Source organism: Shimia thalassica, from assembly GCF_001458215.1.
Classification (GTDB): Bacteria; Pseudomonadota; Alphaproteobacteria; order Rhodobacterales; family Rhodobacteraceae; genus Shimia; species Shimia thalassica.
Genome location: NZ_CYTW01000001.1, coordinates 231619 through 244192, shown reverse-complemented (window position 1 = coordinate 244192; position 12574 = coordinate 231619). Strand labels below are relative to the sequence as shown.

The window sequence follows — 12574 nt, the reverse complement described above, 5'->3', positions numbered from 1 at the left end:
CCCTTTCTGTATCCAGAGGTTGGATAAATGAGCGACCCAAAACCCAGCACCTTTAAAGGTCCCCTGCGTGGACAACTGCTGTTTGCAATTGTCTTTCTGGTGGCTGCGCTTTTGCTGCTTTCCCAACTTGGCGAAGAAACCAAGTGGGCAAAACGGACCAAGTTCTTTGCCCAGCCACGGTTTTGGCCCGCTGTATCCATTGGCGGCATGGTGCTGTTTGGCGGGTTGCATCTTTGGAAGCTGCCGCGGCGCAAATTTGTGACTGCGGACTATGCCGAGTGGAAAATCTGGTTTCTCGGCATCGAGTGGGTGGTCTGGTTTCTGGTTTATGTGCTTTTGGTGCCGATCTTTGGCTATTTGCCCGTAACGCTTTTGTTCATGCCTTTGATGAGCTGGCGCATGGGGTACCGCGACAAACAGATGCTCTGGATTTCTGCGGCCTTTGGCGCTGCTGTGGTGATCTTGTTCAAATCCTTGCTGGACGTGAAAATCCCCGGAGGCATGGTCTATGAATACCTGCCCGGATCACTTCGCAGCTTCTTCATTCTGAATTTCTGAGGGCATCATGGAGCTGCTTCTTTCTTCTTTCGACATTCTGGCCCGCTGGGATGTTCTTCTGGCCTTGCTTGCGGGCTCGGTCGGTGGCGTTTTGATTGGCGCAATCCCCGGCGTGGGGCCGGCAGTGGCCATCGCCATCTTGTTGCCTGCCACCTTTTCGATGGACCCGATTGTGGGGCTGACGGTGCTGTTGGGCATCTACGGATCGTCCATGTACGGCGGGTCCATTCCGGCGATCCTGATCAATACACCCGGCACGGCCGTGAACGCGTTGACCACCTATGATGGCTACCCGATGACCACACGCGGCGAAGCCCGTCGTGCGCTGTCTCTGGCTTATTCCTCGTCTTTCTTTGGAGGCATCTTTTCTGTTGTCTGCCTGATCTTGTTCGCCCCTGTTCTGGCCAAAATCGCCCCTATGTTCGGCAGCCGCGAAATCTTCCTCGCAGCGCTGTTGGGCTTGCTGCTCGTTGTTGTGGCCCATCGCGGGCAGGCCTTGATCGCGGCGGCTCTGGCCTGTTTCGGGATCTTTCTGAACACCGTTGGTCTTGAGCCTGTAAAATACTCCAAACGTTTCACCTTTGATCAGTCTTTTCTGTCCGGTGGCGTTGACCTGATCGTTGTGGTTCTTGGGCTCTTTGCCCTGTCTCAAGCGTTCTTCCTGCTTCAGGGAGAAGACGAAAAGGTGCGTATGACGAAACTGCGGGGCGGTATGTTCCAAGGGTTCCGCGAATTGGTGCGCCACCCGCGCGTGGCCGGAATCTCGGGAACTTTTGGGGTGTTGATGGGCATGATCCCCGGCGTGGGCGAGTTCACGGCGCAATTTCTGAGCTATACCTATGCTCAGCGCACATCAAAACGCCCCCAAGACTTTGGTCACGGGTCTTCGGAAGGCTTGATTGCCGCTGAAACCGCCAACAACGCGGTGCCCGCTGCGGCGATGGTACCCTTGCTGGCGCTGGGTATCCCCGGCGAGGCCCTCACAGCGATGATGCTGTCCGTGTTTTATGTGCACAACGTCGTACCCGGCCCCCAGTTGTTCCAGAACCAGATGGATTTTGTCGTGGCGCTTTATCTTGCCCTGCTGGTCCTCAATGTGCTGGTTCTGATCTTCCTGTTGTTTGCGACCAATCACCTGATCAAGGTCGTGAAAATCCCCAACCGTTTCCTTGGCGTCTGCATTCTTGTTCTGAGTTTCGTGGGTGTTTACTCGCTTCGTAACTCGGTCACCGACTGCCTGATCGCCGCATGTTTCGGCATCTTCGGATTTGTCCTGAAACGCCTCTCTCTGCCCGCCGTGCCAATCATCCTCGGGATGGTTCTTGGCGGCATCATGGAGGTCAAACTGCGCGCTGGCATGGCACGTGTCAAAACCCCCTTCGACTTTATCGATCGCCCGGTCGCCATGATCCTGTTCCTGATGATCCTGGGCGTTTTGTTCATCCACTTCCGCCATCTCTGGCTGGAACGCAAAAAAACCAAGGAGGCCAAATGGTCGACCAAACACGCATCGACGAACTTCGGAATGCACCTGTTGCGCCGCAAGGACTATTTATTGAAGGAGCGTGGACGCAAGGTTCGGGAGAAACACTTGAAGTACAATCCCCGATCAACGGACAAACGCTAACCACCATTGCGCGCGCCAATGCTGATGACGTAAACCGCGCTGTCGCCTCGGCACGGGCAGCCTTTGAAGACGGGCGCTGGAGCCGCATGGCACCGGCAGGCCGCAAGAAAGTGCTGTTCAAACTCGCCGAGTTGATCGAGAAACACGCACTTGAACTGGCTGTGTTGGGCGTGCGCGACAACGGTACCGAACTCAACATGGCGCTCAAGGCCGAACCCGGTTCTGCGGCGGGCACGTTCCGGTATTATGCCGAAGCATTGGACAAGGTCTATGGCGAGATCGCCCCAACCGACCCCGGAGTGCTGGGCCTTGTGCACAAAGAACCCGTCGGCGTCGTTGGTGCAATCGTGCCGTGGAACTTCCCGTTGATGATCGGAGCATGGAAGCTAGCTCCGGCTTTGGCCATGGGCAACTCGGTGGTTTTGAAACCTGCCGAAACAGCGTCTTTGACCCTGTTGAGACTGGCCGAACTGGCCTCCGAGGCGGGGCTGCCGGATGGGGTTTTCAACGTCGTCACCGGCCAAGGGGCGGTTGCTGGCGAAGCATTGGCACTGTCTATGAATGTGGATGTTCTGGTGTTCACCGGGTCTGGGGGCGTGGGTCGTCGTCTTCTTGAATACTCTGCTCGCTCAAATTTGAAGCGGTGTTATTTGGAACTTGGGGGCAAATCCCCGAATATCGTCTTTGCCGACGCTCCAGATCTCAAGGAAGCCGCCAAGGTTTCGGCCATGGGCATCTTTCGTAATTCGGGACAGGTCTGCGTTGCGGGGTCTCGGCTTTTGGTTGAAGAGTCTGTTCATGACGAGTTCGTCGAGACCCTTTCGCAACACGCTGCTGCACTTCGGGTTGGCAATCCCCTGGATTTGTCCACGGACGTCGGAGCCGTAAACTCTCTCACCCAACTGACAGGGAACCTCGGGTTCATTGACAGCGCCGAGGCCGAAGGCAACACAATTGCCCTTGGCGGGAACCGTATCCTCGAAGATACCGGCGGCTATTATATGGAGCCGACAATTGTAACGGGCGTAAAACCCACCGACCGCTTGGCGCAACAAGAGGTGTTTGGACCTGTATTGGGCGTCACCTCTTTTAAAACCGACGCCGAAGCCATCGAGATCGCCAACAATTCGATTTACGGCCTTGCTGCCGGTGTGTGGACGTCGAACCTTGGACGGGCACATAAAATGGTGCGCGGCGTGCGATCCGGTGTTGTGCACGTAAACACATATGGCGGCGCCGATAACACCGTGCCTCTGGGTGGCCATAAACAATCCGGCAACGGGCATGACAAATCCCTGCATGCCCTTGAGAAATACACCGACCTGAAAACTGCATGGATCAAACTATGACATCGACGCAGACACTGATTGACCGTCGGGCTCAATTGCTTGGGCCCAATGTCAGCACCTTCTATGAAGAACCCGTTCACATGGTACGGGGAAAAGGTGTGTGGGTCTGGGATGCAGACGGTCGTAAATACCTCGATTGTTATAACAACGTGCCCCATGTGGGGCATTGCCACCCTAAGGTGGTCGAGGCTATCACGAAACAGGCCAGCACCCTCAATACGCACACAAGGTATCTGCACGAAGGCATTCTCGATTATGTCGAGTCGCTGACCGATACCTTTGCCGATCCGCTGAACACGGCCATCATGACCTGCACGGGGTCCGAGGCGAACGACATCGCGTTGCGCATGGCGCGCGGGATTACCGGCAACACGGGCGTGATCGCAACCGACCACACCTATCACGGCAACACGATGGCAGTGTCACAACTGTCTTGCACCAACCCGCCGCCGGACCGGTGGAGCAATGTCGCCTTTGTTCCCGCCCCCGACAGCTTTCGCCCGCTTGGCGGAACCTCTGGCAAGGCACATTCTCTGGCGTTCGCCGCCGAGATTGAAAAGGCCATCGCGGACCTGAAAGAACGCGGTCATGAACTGTCTGCTCTGATCATCTGTCCCTATTTCGCAAACGAAGGCTTTCCTGATCTCGAAAAGGGCTGGCTCCAACCTGCGATTGATGCGGTGCACAAGGCCGGAGGTGTTGTCATCGCAGACGAGGTCCAGCCCGGCTTTGGCCGCTTGGGCACCGATTTCTGGGGTCATCAGAAGGCCGGCATTCTGCCTGACATAGTGACCATGGGAAAACCGATGGCCAACGGTCATCCGGTTGGTGGCGTTGTCACCAGCCTTGAAATCATGTCCGCATTCCGCAGCAACTTTCGCTATTTCAATACGTTTGGTGGAAACCCTGTTTCGGCGGCCGCTGCGCTCGCGACCTTACGCGTGGTTCAGGAAGAAGGGTTGATGGAGAACGCCCGCGCCGTAGGTGAATATGCGCGCGAAGGTCTTCGCAAACTGGGCGAAACGCACAAATGCATCGCGGATGTGCGTGGCTCGGGCCTATTCTTTGGGGCCGAAATGGTTCTGGATCGGCACAGCAAAACACCGGCCACGGCATTCACCAAAAGAATTGCGAACGCCATGCGCCAAAAGGGTGTTTTGCTCAACTTTCTGGGCATCCACTACAACGCCTTGAAAATACGCCCCCCCATGCCCTTTTCCCGTGAAGATGCGGACATCATGTTGACGCGTCTGGACGAAGCCCTGACCGAGACACCCCTAGAGCAATGACCAATTCCAGTCTCAAAGATGCGTTGCAATTGTGGAACCTGTCCGGGTCTTCCCCCGATCTGTTGGCAGAGCGTGAAAACCGCGTCTATGCGGTGTCTCACGGGGATCAGAAATATGCCCTGCGCCTGCACCGACCCGGATATAGATCGCTAAACGAATTACGCTCGGAACTCGCGTGGATGAAATACCTGTCGCAACAGGGGCTTCATGTGCCCACTCCAATTGCGACTGCAGATGGACAGCTCATTCCCAAGGTCGGGGACAGCCACGCCAGCCTTCTGACGTGGCTTGATGGCGTGCCAATTGGCAAGGGCACATCGATCACTTCAGGACAACCTGTCGAGGTCGCGCGAAAGGTGGGCGCGCAGATGGCCCGCCTGCACATGATAACGGACCAATGGCAACGTCCTGCGGATTTCGAGCGCCCCAAATGGACAGCAGAAGAGATCGTGGGCGAAACGCCGCTTTGGGGCCGGTTTTGGGAGCATCCTGACCTGCGCCCTGATGAAATCGCAATTCTTCAAGCGGTTCGGCAGGCGGCGCAGGATGATTGCGCAATACTTGAACAGGATGTCGGTCTCATCCACGCTGATCTTTTGACGGAAAACCTCGTGATGCACGAGGGAAAGATCGGAATTCTGGATTTTGACGACTGTGTTATCGGTTACCGCGCTTTTGAACTCGCGACGTTCCTGCTTCGCTATCTCGAACAGCCTGATTTCAAGGAGATTCGCGCTGCATTGCTGGAAGGATACAGCGCTCGGGCACAGATTTCGCAGCAGGCACTTGGTCTGGCGTTGCTGCTGCGCGCCCTCACGTATGTGGGCTGGATTGTTCCACGCCTGAACGAGCCGGGCAATCAAACCCGATCCACACGCATGATTGCCCGCGCCTTGGGGTTGGCACAAAACTATCTGGAAGGAAGACAATGATGTCTCAGGACAAAACCATCCTTGTCGTCGGTACTTACGACACAAAAGACGACGAATTGAACTATTTGTGTGGACGTATAGTCGATCAGGGCGGACGCGTTTTGACCATGGACGTCAGTGTTCTTGGCGATCCTTCCACACCGACCGACTATTCCAAACATGCCGTTGCCGAAGAGGGCGGGTCGTCCATTCAAGCGGCCATTGATAGTGGTGACGAGAACACGGCCATGCAAATCATGGCCTATGGAGCATCTTTGCTGGCATCGCGTCTGCACACCGAGGGCAAAGTTGATGGCGTTATCATCCTTGGCGGCACGATGGGGACCGATCTCGCGCTGGATGTCTGTCAGGCATTGCCCTTGGGTGTTCCGAAATACGTGGTTTCAACGGTGTCCTTTTCACAATTGCTGCCACCAGAACGCCTTGCTGCCGATATCCAGATGATCCTTTGGGCTGGTGGCCTGTATGGGCTCAATTCCGTTTGCAAATCTTCCTTGTCCCAAGCCGCAGGTGCCGTTCTGGGCGCCGCGCGTGCGGTTGAAAAATCGTCAGGCGATAAACCTTTGATCGGCATGACCTCATTCGGCAAAACAATCCTGCGCTATATGGTGAGCCTCAAACCCGCGCTGGAAGACCGCGGATTCGAAGTGGCCGTGTTTCATGCCACCGGTATGGGCGGGCGTGCCTTTGAATCTCTGGCAGCCGAAGGGCGTTTCGCCTGTGTCATGGATTTTGCAACGCAGGAAATCGGCAACCATCTTATGGGCGGGCTGTCGGCGGGCGTTGACCGCCTCACAAATGCGGGCCAAACCGCCACGCCGCAAATGGTGGCCCCTGCCTGCTATGATCTTGTCGATATGGTGGGTTGGAAAGACTTGCCCGAACGCATGAGCCACAAACCGGCCCATGACCACAACCGGCTGCTCAAATCCGTTGTGCTTGACGCCGACGAACGCCGCGAGGTCGCACGCGCCCATGCAGAGAAGCTGGCCACAGCCAAAGGCGCCACGGCGTTTTTGATGCCCAAAGGCGGCTGCAATGAATGGGATCGTCCGGGCGCCGATTTGCATGACCAAGACGGGCTGACCGCTTTTGTGAGTGAAATTGAAGCTGCGCTGCCGGACAATGTCGAATACATCCCGCTTGAATGTCATATCAACGACCCTGAATTCACCGCCAAGGTGCTTCAGGTTCTGGACCGGTGGGTCTCGGATGGCACCATCAAAACCTAAAGTGTGACATGGTCAGACGTTTTGGCGCATTCCGGTTGCCAAGTCGCACGTGGCAGAGAATACTCCCGCGGCACCTGACAACCGGAAGGACCAGACGTGACACTGACTTGGCAACTCATCTGGGGTTCATTTTTTCTGGCGTTATGCGCTGTCATTCACGTCGTTGCGATTGCTTATCTGACAACCATCGCCGAACGTTTTTCCGATCATGTAAGACGAAACCGCCCCTTTGTGCGCCTTGTCACGGTTGTGGGCGCCGCCTTTATCTGGATCACGCTGTCACACACCATTCAGGTCTGGATCTGGGCCAAGGCGTTTCTGGTCATGGGGGTGCTTGAGGATCTGAACAGCGCTCTTTACTTTGCGCTCGTTACCTATTCGACTGTTGGATACGGCGACGTTGTGCTTGGCACGGGAACGCGTATCTTTGGCACGATGGCCGGCGTGAGCGGTGTGCTGTCCCTCGGTGTGAGCACGGCGTTTCTGGTGGCCCTGCTTGGCAGGTTGCTGCCCGAGGCCAAAGGGTATGCCGAGTCAACGCGACACAAATGATAGAACTCTCGCCCCACGTTGCATCAAGAGGACCATGAGCCGAATGAAAATCGCCTATACAATGACCGAAGGCAAAGGGGACCTTGATCGCCTTCTTGCAGACTTTGCAGACAAGCTGGGTGCAAGGGGGGCGCGCACCCGCGGGATCGTACAGATCAATACCGACTGCGAGACGACACACCGTTGCGATATGGATGTTCAGGTTCTGCCCGACGGCCCCCGCATCAGGATTTCGCAGTTTTTGGGAAAGGAATCGAGCGGTTGCAGGCTGAACCCCGAGGCATTGGAACAGGCTGTTTTCGAAACCGGCAAGCGGATGGATCAAGAGTTTGACGTGTTCATCCTCAACAAATTCGGCAAACAGGAATCTGACGGGCGCGGTTTTCGGGATCTGGTGGCACAGGCCCTTTCACAGGGCGCGCATGTGATTACCGGCATCAACGGGATGAACCGCCAAAATTTCGAAGATTTCTCGGGCGGTCTTGCCACCTATGTTGCGCCCGACCCAGACTCGTTGATGGCGTGGTATGACGCCGACGAAGATTAGGACGCGTTTTCGTTTTCGGAATCTGTCATCGGCGATTGAGGAAGCTGCCCGTCATTGGTCAGCAAAATCGCAAGCGACTTTGACCCCGGAAACAACGCCATAATCGTTACGATGGCAGATGTCAGGATTACGGACAGGATCGCGCCCGCCGCGCCCCATATGGCGGTCCACGCGGCCAGTGAAATCATGACGACAACCGGGCTCATGTTCATGCTCCGCCCCATCAGGCGCGGTTCCCAGAAATAGCCCACGGCGACCTGTGCCGCACTTAGTGCCGCAAACAAAAGCAACACATTCATCGATAATCCCATCTGTCCAATCGCGAACAGGAGCGGGAGTGCCATGGCAATCCACGACCCCACATAAGGAATGTAGTTAAAGATCGCGGTGAGCACGGCAAAGAACGCCGCGAACTCAATGCCGAACAGCAGGAAAATCACCCAACAGACCACGCCAAGCACCACGTTGACCAATGTCTTCATGGTAAAGTACGTACCGATCTGAGAGATCAGCATATCGATCGTGCCCCAGACCCGCGCGCGCGCCTGATCATCCGGCACAATCGCCGCGATCTTGCCCTTGATCGCGTGGCGTTCAAACAAAAACAGGATGGCGTAGAGGAAAACCAGCGCCACATATCCCGCCGAATAAGACACTGAGTTCAACGCATAGCGGATGGCAACCTGAAGATCGACGTTGTCATCAAGCAGTTTGTTAAAGGACTGCCATGTCAGCTCAATTTCATAGTCAAAGTGGCTGGCCTGATCAGAGACGATCACAGACAGAGCCTCGACATAGTCGGGAATCGCCCGAACCACCGGCTCCATATTACGTGCGAAAAACCCAAGACCCAAAAAGAGGAACAAAAACAGCACAATGCCGGTCATGGTCATGCGCATCCACGATGGCACAATCCGTGAATAATTTGGCAAGCGTTCCAGTTCGCGCGAGATCCCATCCATAAGAAAGGCCAAAAGCGCACCCCAAACGATCGGAACAAGAATGGCCTGTGCGGCGCTCAGAGACCACCCCACGGCAATAGCCGCCAGTATGACCGTGCTGATGCCGGTCATCTTCGCATAACCGTCGCGCGTCATAGCGCCCCCTGTCTTTCAATTCCGTTCCAGTCGGCCGTCGCATCTCGGGTCAGGCTACAGCCTTCAGATAAGGGCCGTATCGCCTGTGGGCAATGCGACCCTCTGCATAAATTCACCCCATCACGGCGCGCCGCACAAGATTCAACGCCGCCACCGTCAAAACCACCAATGTCGCCTTTCGGAACATCGCGTGATCAATCCGGTCCTGCACCTTTCCACCCAACCACATGCCCAGCACCGCTGGTGGTACCATCGCCACGGAAAAGGGCAGCGTCTCGGCACGCATGACGCCCGAACCGATATGCGCAAAAAACAGGGCGAACGCACCAAGACCATAGATCACCCCCTGCACGCGCATTTGTTCTGTTTTTTCGGTGTTCAGCGCTGTGAGGTACAAAACGGTGGGCGGCCCCCATACACCGGACAACCCGCCAATCACCCCAGCGAACCCTCCAACACCTGCCTCAACCCGTAAAGATCTTTTGGGCAATGAAATCTTCAATCCCATCAGTTGTAGCAATGCAAAGAACGAAACCGGCACCCCAATGAGCAAAAGCATCACTTCGGACGGTAACACCCGCACAAACTGGGCCGAGATCAACAGGCTGACCAACCCTGCGAGCAAAAACACGCGAAAAGTTTTGATAGACTCGATCGCGGCACCGACACCCTGACGCAGGGACTGCATCCCATTTGTGACCAGTGTCGGCAGGATCAATCCAGCCAAGGCAAGCTCGGGTGGCAAAAACGTACTAAGCCCGGAAATCATCACCATTGGCATGGCAAACCCGACCATCCCCTTGATCACACCTGCCAGAATCGCGATGGCCAGTGTCACGACAAAAAGCTGGGGCGAAAGGTCGGCCAAAAAAACATCCATCTCTGACTTTTAGGTCTTTTAGCGCGGCTCTGCAAAAAATCCATGCGCAACAAACAAACAATTACGTCATGAAAGAAGCATTAATGTTGCGCTGCACCTGCAAAAGGATTATGTCACACTGCAGCAAAGTGAAGGACATGATTCATGGCCCATGACGGACAGGACCTGACGATGACACAATCCGCAATTCTCCCCGATCTTCTGACGCTTACCGGCGCGGCGATTGCCCCGGTCAAAGCTCTTTTGGAATCCGCGACAGCCAAAGTTCGCGAAACCGTTTCAAGCGACGGTCGTGTCTCGGGCGCACTGCTCGAACAAAACCAAGGCGCGGCACATGGCCTGTCTTGGCTGGCAACATACGAACAGTCTCTGATCCAGATGCAGGCTTGGGCGGAACGCCTTCAGGCAGACGGCAAGTTTGGTGAGATGGAACAGCTGATTCACCAGATCGCATTTGGCGAATATCTCAACCAGATCAAAGGCGGCATCCCGATGAGCCAGGGAGAAATCGTCCGTGTTGGCGATCTCGGCATGGATGCGGATGCGCTTGCAGGTTTGAACACCGCAGAAATCAATGCACTGTGTGCCTCGGGCAATACACAGGCCGCGCGCATGCGTCTTGTTGAACTGATGCAGGACAACGCTGGCCACGCGACTTTCGGCGCTTCGGGGCTGGATGAAGAACTCGAAATGATCCGCGAGCAGTTCCGCCGCTATGCAGATGACCGCGTCGTACCCAATGCCCACGAGTGGCACTTGAAAGATGATTACATTCCTATGGAAATCCTCGAAGAGCTGGCCGAAATGGGCGTCTTCGGTCTGACAATTCCTGAAGAATACGGCGGGCTTGGCATGTCCAAAGCGTCGATGGTTGTGGTCTCGGAAGAGCTCTCGCGTGGATATATCGGGGTTGGCTCTTTGGGCACCCGTTCCGAAATCGCTGCCGAGCTGGTCGAAGCAGGCGGTACCGAAGAACAAAAGCAATACTGGCTGCCCAAGCTGGCCTCGGCCGAAATCCTGCCAACTGCTGTCTTTACCGAGCCCAACACCGGTTCCGACCTTGGCTCTCTGCGCACCCGCGCCGTGAAAAACGCCGATGGCGACTACGAGGTCACTGGCAACAAAACCTGGATCACACACGCGGCGCGTACCCACGTCATGACCCTGCTGGCCCGTACCGATCCGAACACGACTGACCACAAAGGCCTGTCGATGTTCCTTGCCGAGAAAACCCCGGGTGACGACGAAAACCCCTTCCCGACCGAAGGCATGACCGGCGGCGAGATCGAGGTTCTGGGCTATCGCGGCATGAAGGAATTCGAACTTGGCTTTGACGGGTTCAAAGTCAAAGGCGAGAACCTCTTGGGTGGTGAAGAAGGCCAAGGCTTTAAACAGCTGATGAAAACCTTTGAAGCGGCTCGTATCCAGACCGCAGCGCGCGCCATTGGTGTGGCTCAGAACGCTCTGGAAGTCGGCATGCAGTATGCAGATGACCGTAAACAGTTCGGCAAATCGCTGATCAACTTCCCCCGTGTTGCCGGCAAACTGGCGATGATGGCTGTTGAAATCATGGTCGCCCGCCAGCTGACCTATTTCTCGGCTTGGGAAAAAGACCACGACCAGCGTTGTGATCTTGAGGCTGGCATGGCGAAACTGCTTGGCGCCCGCGTCGCATGGGCCGCAGCCGACAACGCGCTGCAAATCCACGGTGGCAACGGCTTTGCCCTCGAATATCAGGTTAGCCGCATCTTGTGTGATGCACGTATCCTGAACATCTTTGAAGGTGCCGCCGAAATTCAGGCGCAAGTGATCGCACGTCGCCTGTTGGGCTAAAATAGCCCTCAAAACACTCTTGAAAACGCGCCCTTAAGGGGCGCGTTTTTTGCATCTAAATAGGCATTTGGGCCACGCTCAGGCAAAATGCTGCACTGCGGCATTGCTGCGCTTGCAAAGAATCACCGGCGCGCTTACCTGAGGGTTATGACTGCGACACGCCTTTCCCCGGAAAGCTGGATTCAAGCCGGCTTTGATGCGCTTACTGCGCAAGGTCCCTCTGCTCTCAAGGCCGAGGCCCTCGCCAGAGACTTGCAAACGACCAAAGGGTCTTTCTACTGGCATTTCAAAGACGTTCCTGCATTTCACGACGCTCTGTTGAACCGCTGGGAAGCCGAGAGCCTTGATGGCTTTCAAACTGGCGAAGAAAACGCGAGCGCCGTTCAACGGTTGCGAAGCCTTGCCCAGCACAGTGAAAACACCAGTACGATCGAACCCGCGATCCGTGCATGGGCGCATGGCAGTGAAAAAGTCGCTGAAACCGTCGCGCGAGTTGATGCTAAACGTCTTGAAGAGCTGGATGTCCTGCTGTCAGAGATTGGTCTTTCCAACCCTGAACTGTCGCGGATCATCTATGCCGCGAACCTTGGCATGACCGAATTGTCCGGCCTTGACGGGCAAAGAAACGAAGCGGCCCTCGGCACTCTGGTAGATCTCGTTCTTGCCCTATATGCCTAG

Annotated in this window: 12 protein-coding genes; 10 read left to right on the top strand and 2 right to left on the bottom strand. The window is 55.9% G+C overall.

What is annotated here, in order from left to right:
• The first annotated feature begins 27 nt into the window (after positions 1–27).
• From PH7735_RS01120 to PH7735_RS01090, 8 genes are all read left to right on the top strand, one after another.
• The gene (locus PH7735_RS01120) at positions 28–558 is read left to right on the top strand and encodes a tripartite tricarboxylate transporter TctB family protein (RefSeq protein WP_058309502.1); all 531 of its coding nucleotides are present in this window, start codon (positions 28–30) and stop codon (positions 556–558) included.
• Positions 559–565: 7 nt separating this feature from the next.
• Entirely contained in the window at positions 566–2185 is a 1620-nt protein-coding gene (locus PH7735_RS01115) for a tripartite tricarboxylate transporter permease (protein ID WP_058309501.1), read from the top strand.
• On the top strand, positions 2068–3534 hold the full coding sequence (locus PH7735_RS20270; protein ID WP_145865297.1) for an aldehyde dehydrogenase: 1467 nt from the start codon (positions 2068–2070) through the stop codon (positions 3532–3534). The genes PH7735_RS01115 and PH7735_RS20270 overlap by 118 nt, the downstream gene beginning before the upstream one ends.
• Positions 3531–4823, top strand: coding sequence for an aspartate aminotransferase family protein (locus tag PH7735_RS01110; protein ID WP_058309500.1), 1293 nt, complete (start codon positions 3531–3533; stop codon positions 4821–4823). Before PH7735_RS20270 ends, PH7735_RS01110 begins: the two co-directional genes overlap by 4 nt.
• A complete protein-coding gene (locus PH7735_RS01105; RefSeq protein WP_058309499.1) occupies positions 4820–5755 on the top strand; it encodes a phosphotransferase enzyme family protein in 936 nt (311 codons plus the stop codon). The genes PH7735_RS01110 and PH7735_RS01105 overlap by 4 nt, the downstream gene beginning before the upstream one ends.
• Entirely contained in the window at positions 5755–6987 is a 1233-nt protein-coding gene (locus PH7735_RS01100; RefSeq protein WP_058309498.1) for a Tm-1-like ATP-binding domain-containing protein, read from the top strand. The genes PH7735_RS01105 and PH7735_RS01100 overlap by 1 nt, the downstream gene beginning before the upstream one ends.
• 96 nt (positions 6988–7083) lie before the next feature.
• Complete coding sequence (locus tag PH7735_RS01095; RefSeq protein WP_058309497.1) at positions 7084–7539, top strand: ion channel; 456 nt, start codon at positions 7084–7086, stop codon at positions 7537–7539.
• Between the two features lie 34 nt (positions 7540–7573).
• Positions 7574–8086: a DUF2478 domain-containing protein gene (locus PH7735_RS01090; RefSeq protein ID WP_306341216.1), complete on the top strand. Its 513-nt coding sequence runs from the start codon at positions 7574–7576 to the stop codon at positions 8084–8086.
• Here PH7735_RS01090 and PH7735_RS01085 read toward each other — a convergent pair.
• Positions 8083–9183 (bottom strand): AI-2E family transporter, encoded by a 1101-nt coding sequence (locus PH7735_RS01085; protein ID WP_058309495.1) that lies wholly within the window; start codon positions 9181–9183, stop codon positions 8083–8085. The two genes, PH7735_RS01090 and PH7735_RS01085, sit on opposite strands and share 4 nt — an antisense overlap.
• Positions 9184–9295: 112 nt before the next feature.
• The gene (locus tag PH7735_RS01080; RefSeq protein WP_058309494.1) at positions 9296–10063 is read right to left on the bottom strand and encodes a sulfite exporter TauE/SafE family protein; all 768 of its coding nucleotides are present in this window, start codon (positions 10061–10063) and stop codon (positions 9296–9298) included.
• A gap of 144 nt (positions 10064–10207) precedes the next feature.
• Between PH7735_RS01080 and PH7735_RS01075 the strand changes: the two genes are divergently transcribed.
• A complete protein-coding gene (locus PH7735_RS01075) occupies positions 10208–11896 on the top strand; it encodes an acyl-CoA dehydrogenase family protein (protein WP_058309493.1) in 1689 nt (562 codons plus the stop codon).
• 147 nt (positions 11897–12043) lie between these two features.
• On the top strand, positions 12044–12574 hold the full coding sequence (locus PH7735_RS01070; RefSeq protein WP_058311081.1) for a TetR/AcrR family transcriptional regulator: 531 nt from the start codon (positions 12044–12046) through the stop codon (positions 12572–12574).